Genomic DNA, 16,171 nt, shown 5'->3' with positions numbered 1-16,171 from the left:
GTGCAGCATCCGCTCCTTCGTAGCGTGAGTTCTCCTTCAGAACGTGCGGCGGTCGCGCGGCTCCGGAAGGGAACGACTCAGTCGTCGAGCAGCTCCGCCTCGATCACGTCGTCATCATCGTCGTCCTCGGGCGCGGGCTCGGGCGTCGTCGACGTGAGCACGAGGCCCGCACCGTCGGCACCGACATCCACCCGCACGGTGTCGCCGTCGCGCACACCGCCGGAGAGCAGCGCGGTCGCCAGCTTGTTCTGCACCTCGCTCTGGATGAGGCGGCGCAGCGGCCGCGCACCGAACATCGGGTCGTACCCGCGCTCGGCGAGCCACGACCGGGCATCCGGCGTCACGGCGAGCGTGAGACGGCGGTCCTTCAGGCGGTCGTGCAGCTGGTCGACCGAGAGTTCGACGATCTGCGCGAGGTCGTCTTCGCTCAGGGCCGAGAACATCACGATGTCGTCGAGACGGTTCAGGAACTCCGGGCGGAACGCCTGTCGCACGAGCGCCATCACCTGCTCGCGCTTGGCCTCGGGCGACAGCACCGGATCGATGAGGATCGGCGAGCCGAGGTTCGACGTGAGGATCAGGATGACGTTCGAGAAGTCGACCGTGCGACCCTGGCCATCGGTGAGGCGACCGTCGTCGAGCACCTGCAGCAGCACGTCGAACACCTCGGGGTGCGCCTTCTCGACCTCGTCGAGCAGGATCACGCTGTACGGACGACGCCGCACCGCCTCGGTCAGCTGACCACCCTGTTCGTAGCCGATGTATCCCGGAGGGGCACCGACGAGCCGCGACACCGAGTGCTTCTCGCCGTACTCCGACATGTCGATGCGCACCATGGAGTGCTCGTCGTCGAACAGGAACTCCGCCAGCGCCTTGGCCAGCTCGGTCTTACCGACACCGGTCGGTCCGAGGAACAGGAACGACCCGGTCGGACGCCCGGGGTCGCTGATGCCGGCACGAGAGCGCCGAACAGCATCCGACACCGCCTTGACGGCATCCTTCTGTCCGATCAGGCGCTTGCCGAGCTCACTCTCGAGGTGCAGCAGCTTCTCGCTCTCACCCTGCAGCAGACGACCCACGGGGATGCCGGTCCACGCGGCGATGACCGCGGCGATGTCCTCTTCGGTGACCTGCTCGTTGACCATGCGCGGTTCGGCAGGGGTCGCGGCCTCGGCCTGCTCGGCTTCGGCGATGTCGCGCTCCAGGCGCTTGATGGTCTCGTACTCCAGCTTCGAGGCCTTGGTGTAGTCGGCGTTGCGCATGGCGAGGTCGCGCTGCGTGATCGCGTCGTCGAGCTGCTTCTTGAGCTCGCCGACCCGGTTCAGCCCCTGACGCTCACGCGCCCACCGGGCCTCCAGCTCCGCGAGTTCCTTCTCCATGCCGACGAGCTGCTCGCGCAGAGCGCCGAGGCGCTCCTTCGATGCGGCATCCTTCTCACGCTTGAGGGCCAGCTCCTCCAGCTTCAGCCGGTCGACCTGGCGCTTGAGCTGGTCGATCTCGACCGGCGAGGAGTCGATCTCCATCTTGAGCCGAGACATCGACTCGTCGATCAGGTCGATGGCCTTGTCGGGGAGCTGACGCGCAGGAAGGTACCGGTTCGAGAGCGCGGCAGCGGCGACGAGGGCGCTGTCGGAGATCGTGACTCCGTGGTGCGCCTCGTAGCGCCCCTTGAGCCCGCGGAGGATCGCGATGGTGTCCTCGACCGTGGGCTCGCCGACGTACACCTGCTGGAAGCGACGCTCGAGCGCGGCATCCTTCTCGATGAACTCGCGGTACTCGTTGAGCGTCGTCGCACCGATCAGCCGCAGCTCGCCGCGGGCCAGCATGGGCTTGAGCATGTTGGAGGCCGCGACCGATCCTTCGCCGCCGCCCGCGCCCATCAGCACGTGCAGCTCGTCGATGAACGTGATGACCTGACCGTCGGACTCGGTGATCTCCTTGAGGACCTGCTTCAGCCGCTCCTCGAACTGCCCGCGGTACATGGCGCCGGCCACGAGGGCGGAGATGTCGAGCGTGACCAGCTCCTTGTCCTTGAGCGACTCGGCCACGTCGCCCGCGACGATGCGCTGGGCGAGACCCTCGACGACGGCGGTCTTGCCGACGCCGGGCTCGCCGATCAGCACCGGGTTGTTCTTGGTGCGGCGGGTGAGGACCTGGCTCACGCGACGGATCTCGCTGTCGCGTCCGATCACGGGGTCGAGCTTGCCCTCGCGGGCGCGGTCGGTCAGGTTGATGCCGAACTGCTCGAGGGCGGACTGCTGGTCTTGGTTCTGGTTGCCGGTCTGCGGGGTGGTCATGCGCTCCTCCTGGAGATGCTCCTTCTGGTCGTCTCCCGCCTTCCGGATCGGGAGACGGGGTAAAAGTTGAGTCTTGTTGACTCAAGTTTAGCACTCGCCGAGATTCTGTTCCAGCCCCAGCCTCCCGTCAGCGCTCCTGCGCGACGGCGTCCCAGATCGCGGCCGCGACCGCACGTTTCGACCCGGAGGCCACGCCCGCTTCCGTCCCGCCCGGCCCGAGGATGTGCACGGTGTTCTCGGCCCTCTCGAACCCGCGCTCCCAGCCGACCTCGTTCACCACGAGCAGGTCGACACCCTTGCGCTGCTGCTTGCGGCGAGCGCGGGCGAGGAGTTCCGCCTCATCTTCCGGGATCTCCGCGGCGAAGGCGATGACGAGCTGCCCGGGCTTCCGCGCCGCCGCGAGTGCGGCGACGATGTCCTCGTTCTCGACCAGCTCGATGGTCGGCACTCCCCCCGCCTCCTTGGTGAGCTTGCGGTTCGAGACCTCCACCGGCCGATAGTCGGCCACGGCCGCCGCCATCACGACCACATCGGCCGCTGCGGCCTCGCGCTTCATCGCTTCGGCGAGCTCGGCGGCCGCACCGACGGAGACGACGCGGATGGACGGATGCCGCGCCTCGGCGAGCACGTCACCCGCGATGTTCGCCGCGACCAGGGTCACCTCGGCGCCACGTGCGGCGGCCTCGGCGGCGAGGGCCGCCCCCTGCCTGCCGCTGGACCGGTTGCCGAGGAAGCGTACGGGGTCGATGGGCTCGCGCGTGCCCCCGGCCGAGACGACGACCCGCACCCCGGCGAGGTCGCCGGGGTCCAGCAGCGCTTGGGCTGCCGCGAAGATCTCCTCGGGCTCCGACATCCGTCCTGGTCCGCTGTCGCCGCCCGCGAGCTCTCCGTCGGCCGGGCCGACGACGTGCACGCCGCGCTCCCGCAGCGTCGCGATGTTCGCCTGCGTGGCCCTGTTCCGCCACATCTCGGCGTGCATGGCCGGCGCGATCAGCACCGGAGCCTCGGTGGCGAGCAGGGTCGTACCCAGGAGGTCGTCGGCGAGACCGGCGGTGATCTTGGCGATCGAGTTCGCGGTCGCCGGCGCCACGATCACAAGCTCGGCGGCCTGGCCGAGTGCGACGTGCCGCACCTTGGCCACGTCGTCGTGCACACTCGTGGTGACCGGGTGGCGACTGATCGCCTCCCACGTCGGCAGCCCGACGAAGCGCAGCGCATCCTCGGTGGGCACCACGGTCACGTCGTGCCCGCCCTTCGTGAGCAGGCGCACGAGGTGCACCGTCTTGTACGCGGCGATGCCGCCCGTGACTCCGACGACGATGTTCACATCTCGATTCTGCCGCAGCATCCGCCGCCGTGGGGCCGACGTCGTCGCCCTCGACCTAGACTTGGACCCGTGTGCACGGTCGTGATCGATGTCGAGAATGCCGGTGTCGCGAGGCTCTTGGCGGTGCGTGACGAAGACCCGCAGCGGGAATGGGACGCCCTCGGCCCCTGGTGGCCGGAGCGGTATTCGGGCGTGATCGGGATCCGGGATCGTCGCGCGGGCGGAGCCTGGCTCGCCGCGAACCCCGCGGAACGGCGGCTGGCCGTGCTGCTGAACCGCGCCGACGTGCGCGACCTCCCCGATGCGCACGCCGTCTCCCGCGGATCCCTCGCACTGGAATCGGTCATGGGCCGCTCCCCCGTCGCCCCGCTCCCCATGCACGGCTTCAACCTGCTGGAGGTCGGTCCCGAAGGTGCGCGCGTGCTGTCATGGGACGGCGTCGAGCTGCGCGAGACGCCCATCGATCCGGGCACGCACATGATCGCGCACGACGACCTCGACGACGAGACGACTCCGCGGATCGAGGCCTGGCTGCCGGAGTTCCGTGCTCTGGGTCCGACGGCCGACAGCCCGGACTGGACGGCCGAATGGACCGCGCTGCTGGCGTCCTCGACCGAACTGCCCCCCGAAGACGACCGCGCGATCATCCGCGACAACCGCCCGCACGGGTACCCCACGCAGTCGCTCCTCTATGCGACGGCATCCGTCACCCCCACAGGCCTCGAGGTTCGCGATCACGCGCTCCCCACACCGGCGCACTGGAGCGTCTGAGCGCACGCTCCGCGCATCACCGGGTGCATGCGACGGATGCGCCACGCCGAGGACTGCGTAGTCATTCCGCGCCACCCCGCGGTCTAGCATGGGAAGCCCGGCACGGAAGAGGAGGGCCCATGCCGCCGAAGTCCCGCGGTGTGACCAGCGTCGACGTCGCCCGAGCGGCAGGCGTGTCACAGACGACGGTGTCCCGCATCGTCAACGGCCATGAGGGCGTGTCGGAGCGAGTGCGCGCCAAGGTCGAGGCGGCCATCCAGCAGCTCGACTACCGCCCCAACCTCAGCGCCCGAAGCCTCGTCACCAGCCGCACCCAGACGATCGGCGTCGTGCTGGGCGACCCGCGCAACAGTTACTACGCCGAACTGCTGCACACGATCAGCGATGATCTCAACCGAGCCGGATACCGCGCTCTCATCCTCAGCGGTCGCGCCGACACCACCGAGGACCTCGCGCGGACCCTGCGGGAGACGAACGTGGACGGCGTCATCCTCACGACGACGCTGCTCTCGCCCGATGACGAGGGTCGCATCGTATCGCTCGGCGTTCCCGCGGTGACGATGGGCCCCGGCGCCGTGCCCGACAACGACTCGATCTCTCCCGACAACATCGACGGGGGTCGCATCGCGGGCCGTCACCTCGCATCCCTCGGACATCGACGCATCGGAGTGATCGCCGGCCCGCTCGGCACGACCTCCGTCCGCGACCGACACGAGGGGTTCCTCTCGGAGCTCGATGCCGCCGGGGTCGTGTTCGACCCGTCGCTGCTCGACGTCGCCGACCTCGACTACACGAGGGCGTTCGAGGCGGCGACTCGCCTGCTGCAGCTGCCGGAGCCCCCCACCGCGCTCTTCTGCCACAACGACCTCGTGGCCTTCGGCGCCCTGAACGCCGCGAAGGCGCTCGGAATCGGCGTGCCCGACGAGGTGTCGGTGCTCGGGTTCGACGATGTCGCGATGTCGTCGTGGCAGGCCTTCGATCTGACGACGGTGCGCCAGCCGATCCTCGACATGGCGCACGGCGCCGTCGAGCTGCTGCTCGCGCGTCTCGCCGCGCCCGAACAGGACGCCGCGCACGTGCTGCTGCCCTGCTCACTGGTCGAGCGTTCGACCACCAGGGCGCTCTGACCGGAGCGCCCGCTCACGCCGCCGAAGACTCGTCCGACGCGCAGGAGAACCGCGCGCGGTAGGCCGTGGGGGTGAGTCCGAGGACCCGTGCGAAGTTCTGTCGGAGCACCGCCGCCGAGCCGAAGCCGCATTCGTCGGCGATGTGGTCGAGCGGAAGGTCGGTGCGCTCCAGCATCCGCTGCGCGTGGATGATGCGCTGGCGCGCGAGCCACGCGGCGGGCGTCGCCCCGTACTCGGCCTTGAAGCGCCGGGCGAAGGTTCGCGGTGACATCAGTGCCCTGGCCGCGAGCTGATCGACACCGAGGTCGTCGCGGAGGTGCTCGACGGCCCAGTCGGCGACCGCGGCGAGCGAGTCGGTGGCGACCACGGGGATCGGACGGTCGATGAACTGCGCCTGGCCGCCGTCACGCTGCGGCGGCACCACCATGCGGCGCGCGATGCGGTTCGTGAGCTCGGCACCCACCTCCTGCCGGAGCAGGTGCAGGCAGGCGTCGATCCCGGCGGCGGTGCCGGCGCTGGTGATGATCTTCCCGTCCTGCACGAAGAGCACGTCGGGGTCGATGTCGATCTGCGGGTACATGTCGGCCATGACGTGCGCGTACATCCAGTGCGTCGTCGCCCGACGTCCGTCGAGCACGCCGGCGGCGGCGAGGATGAACGACCCGCTGCAGACGCTCATCACCCAGGCGCCGCGGTCGACCGCGTGCCGGGCGACGTCGAGCAGGAGCGGATCGATGTCGCCCCAGCGCTCGCGAGGGAGCGGGCAGAACACCACGAGGTCGGCTTCGTACGCGAAGGCCAGGTCGTGCTCGACGTTGACGGAGAAGCCGATCTTCGACTGCACGACACCCGCGCGCGGGGCGACGATGCGGAAGTCGAAGTTCGGCACGCCGTCGCTGGATCGATCGAGTCCGAACGCCTCGCAGGCGACGCCGAACTCGAACGGCGCGAAGCCATCTTGGATGACGCAGGCCACTGTCTTCATGCACACTCCCGATTGGCAGTTTTCATACGATGGTAGTCGATTCTGCCACTCGTGACAGTTCGGCATCGAACGTAGCGTTTCTGCCATGATACTCGTCATCGCACTCCTCGCTCTGGTCGCATGGGCGACTATCGCCACCGTCATCGAACTCCGTCGCGACGGCTACCACCCCACGCCGACGGACTGGAATCGCGTCGGCGGCCGCGACGTCCACCAGCGGGCCGAGTCCGGACACGGCTACCGCTGAACCGAGCTCGACCCCCCGGTGTATGGTCGGCTCATGATCCCGCTCGACAGCCTCGTCGCCTTCGCCGTCGCCTCCGTCGTGATCATCGCCATCCCCGGTCCGAGCGTGCTGTTCGTGATCGGCCGCTCTCTCTCGCTCGGTCGCCGTGCCGGCGTGCTCAGCGTCGTCGGCAACGCCCTCGGCACCGTACCGGCCGTTCTCGCCGTGGCCTTCGGGGTCGGCGCCATCGTCGCGTCTTCCGTGGTGGCGTTCACCCTCATCAAGATCGTCGGCGCCGCCTACCTGGTCTGGCTCGGCGTACAGGCGATCCGCCACCGTCACGACCACGTCCCTGATGCGGATCGAGCGCCGGCCTCCGCCGCGAAGCTGCTGCGCCAGGGCTTCATCGTCGGTCTGACCAACCCGAAGACGATCGCGTTCTTCGTGGCCGTGCTCCCGCAGTTCGTCGTCCCGGCGGCCGGCCCGGTCTGGGCCCAGCTTCTTCTGCTCGGTCTCACCTTCCAGACGCTCGCACTGGTCTGCGACAGCGTGTGGGCCCTCGCCGCCGGAACCGTGCGCGCCTGGTTCGCCCGCTCGCCGCGTCGCATGTCGACGCTCTCCGGCACCGGCGGCGTGATGATGATCGGGCTCGGCGGCACGCTGGCCCTGACCGGCGCGAAGAGCTGAATCCCCTCCCCGTGCGAATCGCGGGCGCCACGGCTACGCTCGTCGTCATGAGCGAGCCCCAGCAGCCTCCCGCGCACCTGCCCGCCGATCCGCAATACCCCGGCACGCATACGTTCCCGACCCACGCGTCCAGTGCGCCGCCATCGACCCCCGCTGCTCCCGCTGCTCCCGCTGCTCCCACGCATCCGACCGCCGCCCCCGCGCATCCGACGGCCTACCCGACCGCTGCTGCGGCCTACCCGGCCGGGGCTTCGGGCCAGCCCGCAGCTGCGGCCTACCCAGCCGGGGCGCCGGGCCAGCCCGCGTCGTGGCCGGCCGCGGCGGCAGCTCCCGACGCACCGGCGGGCAGCGCGCTCGGGCGGACCGCGTTCGTGATCGCCGTCATCACACTCGCGGTCAACCTCATCTCCTCGATCGTCCGACTCCTGATCTACACGTCGAACTTCGGGTACGGATCCGCCTACGCGATCGATGAGGCGATCGGCGTGATCTCCTTCTTCGCCTACCTCGTGGCGCTCGTGCTGGGCATCATCGCCGCGCGTCGCCCGGGTCCGCGCCTTCTCGCCGGCGTCGCGATCGGCATCGCGGGCGCCGGTGCCCTCGGGATGATCTTCAGCTGGGTCGGCATCGCGTTCCTGCGATTCGTCTGATCGCGGGCGCCCCACCTCCCCGCATCAGCGCCGGGCGAGCACCCGCTCGTAGACCTCGACCATGGCGGCCGTGCGCGATGACTGGCGGAATGCCTCGGCGACCTCGGGAACCGGCGTCGGTGCGGTGCCTGCGGCGATGTCGGATGCGGCCAACCGCAGGGTCTCCGTGAGCGCAGCGAGTCGTCGGGCCTCGAGCTCCCGGCCCGATGCGGTGGCGCCGGCATCCGGAACCGCCCACAGCCCCCCGCCGAGCTCCGCCGCGATGTCGGGGTCACAGATCACGGAGGGCGTGCCGAGCGTGGCCGCCTCGAACGGCGTCATCCCCTGGGTCTCGAAGCCGATCGACGTCTGCACGAGCGCGTCGGCGGCGGCGATCCGCTCCAGGGTCTGCGGGTAGGTCAGTCGTCCGGCGAAGCGCACGCCGTCGTGGCCGCGCACGATCTTCTCGGCCGCGGCCCGCTGCCCTCCGCCGCCGATGATCTCGAGTTCCGCGTCGATGCCCGCGGCGACGAACGCGTCGAGGAACGGAAGCAGGCGCTTCTCAGGGCTCATCCGTCCGAGCCAGACGAAGCGGGGCCGTCCGGGCTCCCGGGCCGCCGGTCGCGCAGCGAGCGTCTGTGCGCGCAGGTCATCGTCGATGCCGTTCCAGATCACGTCGACCCGCGGGAACACGTCGTGCTGCTCGAGGCGTCGCGCGAAATGCGTCGACGGCGCGGTCACGGCGGATGCTCCGGCGGCGAGGCCGCGCAGGAACGACCAGCCGTCCACGCCCCGCGCGGGGTCGCCGATCCCGCGCATCGCGCCGCCGCGCCAGGCGTTCAACACGGCGAGCACGGGGCGATGCAGCGGAGTGACGGCCGCGATCCCGACATCGACGCGGTTGTGCATCGTGTGCACGACCGGGATGCCATGGCGCTGGGCGTAGCGATGCCCGATGAACGCGCCCCAGAAATCGGCCTGCACGTGCACCAGATCCACCGGGGGACGACGGGTCATCGCCCTGTCGAGGAAGCGGTCGGTCGCGCGCCCCGGCCACGTCATCGAGTACTCGCGGTCGAGCGTGATCGGCGTCGAGGGGAGGTCGACGTACGCCCCGCCGTGGGTGCCCGTCGACGAGCGCGAGCCGTGCATCTTCGGCGCGACGACCGTGACGGTGTGTCCGGCGCGTTCGAGGAACTCCCGCTGGAGCCGCATCGACACCTGCGCTCCGCCGAGGGAGTCGAGGTGCTGATCGCCGAAGAAGACGATGTGCATGGCGCGCTACTCCGTCGCCGAGGCGTCGCGGCGCCGTGTGCCGACGGGGATACTGTGCATGACGGGCTACTCCGCCGCTGACGCGTCGCGGCGCCGTGATCCGAGGGGGACACTGTGCATGGCGGGCTACTCGCTACTCCGGCAGCGGCTCGTCGCGGTACAGCGCCTCGAAGGTGTCGAGGGTGCGGTTGATGTCGTGGATCGCGACACCGTCGAGCGATGCGCGCTGCATCCGCTCGTACTCCGCAGGTTCCGCGGTGAGCACATCGGTCAGGCGGGCGGCGAGCGCATCGACGTTGCCCGGCTCGAACAGGTAGCCGTTCTCGCCGTCGTGCACGAGGTGCGGGAGGGCGACGGCATCCGCCGCGACGATCGGCAGCGCCGACGCCATGGCCTCCATCGTCGCGATGGACTGCAGCTCGGCGATCGACGCGATCACGAAGAGACTCGCCCGGGACAGCAGCGCCCGGAGCTCCTCGTCGGTGGTGCGCCCGTGGAACGTGACCCGGTCGGCGAGACCGAGCTGCGCGGCCAGGTGCTCCAGCTGCTTGCGCTGGTCGCCGCCGCCGACGATGTCGAACGTGGTCTCGAGCGCCGGGTCGAGCTTCGTCATCGCCTTGAGGATGACCTCGACCTGCTTCTCGGCGGTGAGTCGGCCGACGAAGACGATGCGGTTCTTGTCGCGCGGGGCGATCACCGGCGTGTACTGCGTGCGGTCGATGCCGCAGCTGACGGGGATCACACCCTCCACCTCGACGGTCTTCTCGAGGAAGTCGGCCGCGCGGCGGGTCGGGGTGGTGATCGCTCGAGTCAGGTCGAAGGTGCGCTTGGCGTCGGCCCAGGCGAACTTCAGGACCAGGTCATCGATGAACTTCGGCATGGTCGTGTGATCGAGGATGTTCTCGGCCATGACGTGGTTGGTGGCGACGACCGGGATGCCGCGCTCATGGGCGACGTAGGCGAGGCCGCGGCCGATCACGATGTGCGACTGGATGTGCACGATGTCCGGCTGCACCCGGTCGATGACCTGGCGGGCGTAGTGCTTCGAGCGCCAGGGCCACACGAACCGGAGCCAGTCGTGGGGAGCCCAGCGCACCGACGGCAGCCGGTGCAGGGTCATCGGCTCGCCCTCGATGACCTCGGTGCGCGGCTGCGCGCGGCGGTAGGCCTGGTTGGGGGCGACGACGTGCACGTCATGTCCGCGCTGCACGAGGCCTGCGGCGAGGCGCTCGGCGAAGCGGGCGGCGCCGTTGATGTCGGGCGCGAAAGTGTCGCAGCCGATCACGATCTTCAACGGGCGGGGCGCGGGTTCGGCGGCGGGGCCGCTCGACGGATCGATCGGATCGTCGGAGGGAGTCACAGACATGCAGCCTTACGATGTGGCGGCCAAGGGAAAGCCCTGGTCGGGCGCTGGCCACTCTACCCGAGCGCCCTGCGCGGACGGCCGAGGCGTACCGGGCATCCCTCAGCCTCAGCCGTTAGCGTGGAGCCATGCGACTGACTGCCGACGCCGATCCCCAGCTGTGGATTCCCGTGACGGACTCGCTCGGATGGAAGGGCCGCCGGCACCGCAAGGCGGCGATCCGGATGCTGCTGGGCCAGGTCAATGCGGCCGTCGGCGCGACCGAGCGCCCCGGATCGCGGTTCGGCGCGTGGGCGATGAGTCAGGCGGCGCCGATGCTGATGAAGCGGGCGGACGGCCGCGTGCTGGTGTGGACCTGGAAGGCCGAACCGGAGCTGGTCGTGGCGATGGCGACCGCGCAGGTCCTGACGCCCGACGTGCGGATCGCCCGAGCCTCGATGCCGATGGACTACGACGACACGGAGTCCTTCCCCACCCGGCTCGGTGTGGGCGAGAAGCTGCTCGTGCCGATGCCGCCCTCGCCGACGTCGCCGCCCTTCGCGACCTACACCTGGGACACGGGTACGCATCTGGTGACGCTGACCGCGGTGTGCAGCGACAAGGAGCGGTTCGGCACGCTGGTCGGCGCGCTCGATGAGCTGGCGCGCAGCATCCGTATCGCCGACGACCTCGCCGGCGGAGAGTCCCCCGAAGTGCTGCGACTCGATCCCGCCTGAGCACGCCCTGACGATTCGCCGACCACCGGACGATTCGCCGAAGAACAGGGGCGGTTCCCTCCGAATATCGTCACCGGCACGGCGGATCGTCGCCCGCCGACGCGCGCCTCAGCCCAGCCCGTGCTCCGCGAGCCACTCCTTCGCCACCCCGGCGGGTGCCCGCACCAGCCAGGCATCGGTGACGATCTCTTCCAGGCGATCGCGGTCGACGGCGTCGAGGCGAACGAGCAGCCCGGGGTAGCCGTCGAAGTGCGGGATCGTGAAGAGCACGTCGGGCTCCGCGGCGAGCAGGGCCTCCTTCTCCTCGAGGTCGGCGACGCGCACGGCGAGCACCTCTCCCGCGGGCCACTCGCGCCCGAGCTCGGAGAGCTGCCGCAGGTCGGTCGCGCTCGGGCCGCGGAGCCAGGCGAACTGCCCGCTCTTAACCCGGAACGCGGCCTCACCGGTGTGGCCGCTCACCACCTCTTCAACTCCGGGGAGCGCAAGGGCGATCGCCCGCACGTCGTCGATGCTCGCCATCCCGCCATCGTCGCGCACCCGCCCGGCGACCACAACGGGAACCGAGCCTCAGCGCACGATGCGCAGCGTCCGCACCTCGAACGGGCGCAGTCGCAGCTCGCCGCCGACCCGCGCGTCATCGATGTCGTCCTCGATCAGGCTCACCTCGCGCACCTCTCGGTGCTCGAAGCCGACCGCCAGCTCGCCGACCGCACGGCGCCCGAGCGCCTCGTACACGCGCACGATCACGTCACCGGAGCCGTCGTCGGCGAGCTTGACCGCCGACACCACGATGCCGTCGCCCTGCACAGAAACCAGCGGCTCGACCTCACGCGCACCACGCACGACGCTCGGCAGCGCGTTGATCCTGATACCCTCGGCCGTCGCGACCGCGGCATCCGCTCCGATCACGAAGCCGACCTCGATCTCGTGGTGGCCGTGGTCGGTGTCGGGGTCGGGGAAGCGCGGGGCCCGCAGCAGCGACAGCCGCACCGTCGTCGTCACCGCGTCGTCGGACACCTCCCGCGAGGTGTCGTACCCGTAGATCGAGTCGTTGACGAGGGCGACGCCGAAGTCCTGCTCGCGCACGAGCACGAAGCGGTGCATCGAGGTCTCGAACTTCGCCGCTTCCCAGCTGGTGTTCGTGTGCGTGACGCGTGACTGGTAGCCGAACTGGGTCTCGGCGTCGGTGTGCGCGGCCTGGATGTCGAGCGGGAACGCGAGTTTGAGCAGCTTCTCGGTCTCGTGCCAGTCGATCTCGTTGCGCAGCAGCACGGTGCGCGACCCGGGCTGGAGGATGATCGTCTGCTCGATCGTGGACTCCGAGAACGGACGCACGACCACGATCCGCGCGGCCCTGCCGACCATCGACGCTTCGATCGACGTGACCGCGGTGAGGTCGTCGACGCTGTTGCGGTAGTACCGGTCGATGTCCCACGCGTCCCACATGTTCGGGAAGTCCTGGTGCAGCTGGAAGAGGTTCGCGGCCTTGCCCTCGGCCACCGCCTCGCGACCGCTGGCCTTGTCGATGGCGGACACGATCAGGCCCTCGGCCGACACCAGCACGGAGACGAGCTCGTTCTCGAGTCGCCACCCGCCGTTCTCCTCGGTGAGTGAGACCGGCGCCGCGGTCGGCTCGGCGACGAACGCCGCCCCGAGCGCACGTCCGCGCCCGACCGATGTCGGCTCGAACTGCAGCTCGCGGTCGCCCTCGCCGGCGAGCGAACGGCGAGCGGCGAGGGAGATGTCCTCGGCATCCGACAGCACGTCGCTCAGCACGGAGACCGCCTCCCGATGCACCCACGCGATCGAGGTGCCGGGCAGGATGTCGTGGAACTCATGCAGCAGCACGGCCTGCCACAGCCGGTCGAATTCGGCCTGCGGATACGCGGCGCCGGTGCGCACCGCATCCGTCGCGGCCCACAGCTCGGCCTCGATCAGCGCATGCTCGGCCCAGCGGTGCAGCGCCTTGGTGGCGTGCTGGCTGGTGAGCGTGCCACGGTGCAGCTCGAGGTACAGCTCGCCGACCCAGACCGCCGGATGCGGCAGCTCGGCCTTGGCGGCATCGAAGAAGACGTCCGGGTGCTCCCACACGACCTGTGCACTGCCCTCGAGGTCGCGCAGGCGCTCGGCCTTGCCCGTCATCTCGCGGGTCGTGCCGCCGCCGCCGTCGCCCCAGCCGACCGGTGCGATCGACCGCGAGCTGAGTCGGTTCTCCTTGAACTGGCGCGAGGCCTTCGCGACCTCCATGCCGCTCAGCTGCGAGTTGTAGGTGTCCATCGACGGGAAGTGCGTGAACACCTGCGAGCCGTCGATGCCCTCCCAGAGGAACGAGTGATGCGGGAAGACGTTCTGCTGGTTCCACGAGATCTTCTGCGTGAAGAACCACTCGAACCCGGCACGGCGCATCAGCTGCGGCAGGGCGGGCGAGTACCCGAAGCTGTCCGGCAGCCAGACGCCCTTCGACCGGATGCCGAACTCGCGCTCGAAGAACCGCTGCCCGTGCGAGAACTGCCGCACCAGCGACTCGCCCGTCGGCATCACGGTGTCGGACTCGACCCACATGCCACCGAGCGGCAGGAAACGCCCGGCGGCGACCGCGGCCTTGACCCGCTCCCACACCTCGGGGCGATGCTCCTTGATCCAGGCGTACTGCTGCGCGCTGGACATGCCGTACTGGAACTCGGGCTGCTCCTCGATGAGCGTCGTCATCGACGAGGTGGTGCGCGCGACCTTGCGGATCGTCTCGCGTACGGGCCACAGCCACGCGGAATCGATGTGCGCGTGGCCGACGGCCGAGATGCGGTGCGCGCTGGCCTCGGCGGGCGCGGCGAGCACGTCGGCGAGGCGGGCGCGGGCGTCGGGTGCCGTCGCCACGATGCGCTGCAGATCGAGCACGTCGAGGGCGTCGTCCATCGCCTGCAGGATGCGCATGCGGCGCGGCGACGTCGCCGGCAGCTCGGCCTGCAGCTCGAACAGCACCTCGAGGTCGAGCGACAGATCGAAGACCTCCTGCTCGAACACGGCCAGGTCCATCCGGCGCGCGCGGTAGAGGCGCTCCTTCGAGGAGGTGAGGATGTCGCCCTCCTGCGTCGGCAGGAAGGGGTGGTAGTCGAGCAGCACCGGGTTGGATGCCGCCTCGAGGTACAGCTCCACGGGCTCGTCGCCCGCGGCCGCCTCGGCGATCGGCACCCACTGGTTGCGGGGGTTGATGCTCTTCACCGGGATCGGGTCGGACCCTGCGGCGCTGCGACGGTACGCGAGCGCCTCGCACTGGAAGCCCGTCATGTTCACGTCGAATCCGAGGTCGATGAGCGCCTCGACGCGGCGTCCGGCCCATTCGGCGGGCACGCGCCCGGTGAGCTTGAACCAGGTGGTGCCCCACGCCGGGCCCCAGGGTGCGCCGACGGTCCCGGCTTCGTAACCGAGCGCGAGCCCCTCGGCCGGAGCGATCGGCTCGCCGGGCAGTTCGTGGATCGCGACGTCCAGCGGCACGGAGGCCGAGTGGATCGCCGGGCGGATGCGCTCCTCGAGGACTCGCTTGACGCGGCCGACGGTGAGAGAGGTGTCGTCATGCATGGGAATCTCCGGGCTCGACGGTGAGTGCTGGTCCGCGGCGCGACAGGCGACGCCGTGTTGATGCTATCGGATTTACTAAAACGATCTAGTAGCCAAGTCTAAACGCATCGTCACTTCTTCCGCGAGACTAAATCGATCAAGTATGGTGAGGGACTATGACCCCGGCGAAACGCGTCACCATCGCCGACATCGCGCGCATGGCAGGGGTCTCTCCCGGTGCCGTCTCCTTCGCGCTGAACGGCCGCCCCGGCGTGAGCGACGAGACCAGGCAGCGCATCCTCAGCATCGTCGAAGAGAACGGCTGGCAGCCGAGCTCGGCTGCTCGAGCGCTGGTCGGAGCGCGCGCCAACACCGTCGGCTTCGCCCTCGCCCGCCCGGCACGGTCGCTGGGATCCGAGGCGTTCTTCACCGACCTCATCGCCGGCATCGAGTCACGGCTGTCGGAGAGCAAGGTCAGCCTGCAGCTCCGCCTCGTCAGCGACATCGCCGAGGAGATGGAAGTGCACCGACAGTGGCGCTCCTCCAACCAGGTCGACGGCTTCATCTTCATCGACCCCCGCGAGGACGATCCCCGCGTCGGGCGCATCGAAGCCCTCGACGCCCGGGCCGTGATGATCGGTTCCGAGCCCTCGCCGGAGGGCTCCGTGCCGAGCGTCTGGATCGGCGACGACACGGTGGCCGAGACGCTCTTCTCCTACCTGGTCGCCCTCGGGCACACCCGCATCGCCTACGTCGCCGGCCCGGCCGAACTCGAGCACACGCGCCTGCGTGCCGAGGTGCTCGGGCGCATGAGGACCGACGGCGTCGAGGGGGAGGTCATCATCACGGACTTCTCGCCCGCACGAGCATCGGCGGTCACGCGCTCGCTGCTCTCCGGTCGGCAGCAGCCGACCGCGATCGTCTACGACAACGACGTGATGGCGGTCGCAGGCCTCCGCGTCGCCCAGGAGATGGGCCGTGCCGTGCCGCGCGACGTCTCCCTCGCCTCGTTCGACGACTCCGTCATCGCCGGACTGATCAACCCGTCGATCACGGCGATGACCCGAGACACCTTCGAACTCGGCGAGCGCGCCGCCACTCTCCTGCTGCAGCAGATCGAGGCGGGAGTGAACCTGCCCAGCGTCGAGGGTCCGACGCCGGTGCTCACGGCACGCGAGAGCACCGCTCCGCCCGCGCGCCTCGCCTGAACGAC

The 16,171-nt window shown here is 69.9% G+C and carries 14 protein-coding genes; 7 read left to right on the top strand and 7 right to left on the bottom strand.

From position 1 onward, the window contains the following. Window positions 1–77 precede the first annotated feature (77 nt). Window positions 78–2,297: an ATP-dependent Clp protease ATP-binding subunit gene (locus CQ034_RS14335; protein WP_081860045.1), complete on the bottom strand. Its 2,220-nt coding sequence runs from the start codon at window positions 2,295–2,297 to the stop codon at window positions 78–80. Between the two features lie 127 nt (window positions 2,298–2,424). Then, complete coding sequence (gene coaBC / locus CQ034_RS14330) at window positions 2,425–3,624, bottom strand: bifunctional phosphopantothenoylcysteine decarboxylase/phosphopantothenate--cysteine ligase CoaBC (RefSeq protein WP_105711577.1); 1,200 nt, start codon at window positions 3,622–3,624, stop codon at window positions 2,425–2,427. A 69-nt stretch (window positions 3,625–3,693) separates the two neighbouring features. Between coaBC and CQ034_RS14325 the strand changes: the two genes are divergently transcribed. Both CQ034_RS14325 and CQ034_RS14320 read left to right on the top strand, forming a co-directional pair. Further along, the gene (locus CQ034_RS14325; protein WP_105711567.1) at window positions 3,694–4,395 is read left to right on the top strand and encodes an NRDE family protein; all 702 of its coding nucleotides are present in this window, start codon (window positions 3,694–3,696) and stop codon (window positions 4,393–4,395) included. 119 nt (window positions 4,396–4,514) lie between these two features. After that, window positions 4,515–5,522, top strand: a complete 1,008-nt coding sequence (locus CQ034_RS14320) for a LacI family DNA-binding transcriptional regulator (RefSeq protein ID WP_105711566.1) — start codon at window positions 4,515–4,517, stop codon at window positions 5,520–5,522. A gap of 13 nt (window positions 5,523–5,535) precedes the next feature. On the opposite strand, the gene CQ034_RS14315 is transcribed toward CQ034_RS14320, so the two are convergent. Then, complete coding sequence (locus tag CQ034_RS14315) at window positions 5,536–6,507, bottom strand: GlxA family transcriptional regulator (protein ID WP_029262803.1); 972 nt, start codon at window positions 6,505–6,507, stop codon at window positions 5,536–5,538. An 85-nt stretch (window positions 6,508–6,592) separates the two neighbouring features. Between CQ034_RS14315 and CQ034_RS19600 the strand changes: the two genes are divergently transcribed. Genes CQ034_RS19600 through CQ034_RS19475 form a run of 3 tightly spaced genes read left to right on the top strand, consistent with a single transcriptional unit; the run spans window position 6,593 to window position 8,070 of the window. Beyond that, a complete protein-coding gene (locus CQ034_RS19600) occupies window positions 6,593–6,754 on the top strand; it encodes a hypothetical protein (protein WP_181156328.1) in 162 nt (53 codons plus the stop codon). 33 nt (window positions 6,755–6,787) lie between these two features. Next, complete coding sequence (locus CQ034_RS14310) at window positions 6,788–7,420, top strand: LysE family translocator (RefSeq protein WP_105711565.1); 633 nt, start codon at window positions 6,788–6,790, stop codon at window positions 7,418–7,420. A gap of 47 nt (window positions 7,421–7,467) precedes the next feature. Continuing rightward, window positions 7,468–8,070, top strand: a complete 603-nt coding sequence (locus tag CQ034_RS19475) for a hypothetical protein (protein WP_146114855.1) — start codon at window positions 7,468–7,470, stop codon at window positions 8,068–8,070. Between the two features lie 24 nt (window positions 8,071–8,094). Here CQ034_RS19475 and CQ034_RS14300 read toward each other — a convergent pair whose 3' ends face one another. Both CQ034_RS14300 and CQ034_RS14295 read right to left on the bottom strand, forming a co-directional pair. Beyond that, window positions 8,095–9,324: a glycosyltransferase gene (locus tag CQ034_RS14300; RefSeq protein ID WP_105711563.1), complete on the bottom strand. Its 1,230-nt coding sequence runs from the start codon at window positions 9,322–9,324 to the stop codon at window positions 8,095–8,097. A gap of 133 nt (window positions 9,325–9,457) precedes the next feature. Next, on the bottom strand, window positions 9,458–10,690 hold the full coding sequence (locus tag CQ034_RS14295; protein ID WP_105711562.1) for a glycosyltransferase: 1,233 nt from the start codon (window positions 10,688–10,690) through the stop codon (window positions 9,458–9,460). Window positions 10,691–10,815: 125 nt separating this feature from the next. On the opposite strand from CQ034_RS14295, the gene CQ034_RS14290 reads away from it, so the two are divergent. Continuing rightward, window positions 10,816–11,403: a hypothetical protein gene (locus tag CQ034_RS14290; RefSeq protein WP_105711561.1), complete on the top strand. Its 588-nt coding sequence runs from the start codon at window positions 10,816–10,818 to the stop codon at window positions 11,401–11,403. 108 nt (window positions 11,404–11,511) lie between these two features. Here the strand turns inward: CQ034_RS14290 and CQ034_RS14285 are convergent, their stop codons facing one another. After that, a complete protein-coding gene (locus CQ034_RS14285) occupies window positions 11,512–11,922 on the bottom strand; it encodes an MmcQ/YjbR family DNA-binding protein (RefSeq protein ID WP_181156327.1) in 411 nt (136 codons plus the stop codon). Between the two features lie 48 nt (window positions 11,923–11,970). Next, a complete protein-coding gene (locus CQ034_RS14280; RefSeq protein WP_105711560.1) occupies window positions 11,971–14,979 on the bottom strand; it encodes a glycoside hydrolase family 38 C-terminal domain-containing protein in 3,009 nt (1,002 codons plus the stop codon). A 155-nt stretch (window positions 14,980–15,134) separates the two neighbouring features. Between CQ034_RS14280 and CQ034_RS14275 the strand changes: the two genes are divergently transcribed. Beyond that, window positions 15,135–16,166, top strand: coding sequence for a LacI family DNA-binding transcriptional regulator (locus tag CQ034_RS14275; RefSeq protein ID WP_105711559.1), 1,032 nt, complete (start codon window positions 15,135–15,137; stop codon window positions 16,164–16,166). Window positions 16,167–16,171 lie beyond the last annotated feature (5 nt).

The organism is Microbacterium sp. MYb45 (assembly GCF_002979655.1).
Taxonomy (GTDB): Bacteria; Actinomycetota; Actinomycetes; order Actinomycetales; family Microbacteriaceae; genus Microbacterium.
This window is presented reverse-complemented; position numbering and strand designations above follow the sequence as displayed.

Bases quoted from the DNA above. Each gene is read 5' to 3' on its own strand.
- CQ034_RS19600 (WP_181156328.1), top strand. From the start codon at position 6,593: ATGATACTCGTCATCGCACTCCTCGCTCTGGTCGCATGGGCGACTATC.
- CQ034_RS14285 (WP_181156327.1), bottom strand. From the start codon at position 11,922: ATGGCGAGCATCGACGACGTGCGGGCGATCGCCCTTGCGCTCCCCGGA.
- CQ034_RS19475 (WP_146114855.1), top strand. From the start codon at position 7,468: ATGAGCGAGCCCCAGCAGCCTCCCGCGCACCTGCCCGCCGATCCGCAA.
- CQ034_RS14280 (WP_105711560.1), bottom strand. From the start codon at position 14,979: ATGCATGACGACACCTCTCTCACCGTCGGCCGCGTCAAGCGAGTCCTC.
- CQ034_RS14295 (WP_105711562.1), bottom strand. From the start codon at position 10,690: ATGTCTGTGACTCCCTCCGACGATCCGATCGATCCGTCGAGCGGCCCC.
- CQ034_RS14275 (WP_105711559.1), top strand. From the start codon at position 15,135: ATGACCCCGGCGAAACGCGTCACCATCGCCGACATCGCGCGCATGGCA.
- CQ034_RS14335 (WP_081860045.1), bottom strand. From the start codon at position 2,297: ATGACCACCCCGCAGACCGGCAACCAGAACCAAGACCAGCAGTCCGCC.
- CQ034_RS14310 (WP_105711565.1), top strand. From the start codon at position 6,788: ATGATCCCGCTCGACAGCCTCGTCGCCTTCGCCGTCGCCTCCGTCGTG.
- CQ034_RS14290 (WP_105711561.1), top strand. From the start codon at position 10,816: ATGCGACTGACTGCCGACGCCGATCCCCAGCTGTGGATTCCCGTGACG.
- CQ034_RS14300 (WP_105711563.1), bottom strand. From the start codon at position 9,324: ATGCACATCGTCTTCTTCGGCGATCAGCACCTCGACTCCCTCGGCGGA.
- CQ034_RS14320 (WP_105711566.1), top strand. From the start codon at position 4,515: ATGCCGCCGAAGTCCCGCGGTGTGACCAGCGTCGACGTCGCCCGAGCG.
- CQ034_RS14315 (WP_029262803.1), bottom strand. From the start codon at position 6,507: ATGAAGACAGTGGCCTGCGTCATCCAAGATGGCTTCGCGCCGTTCGAG.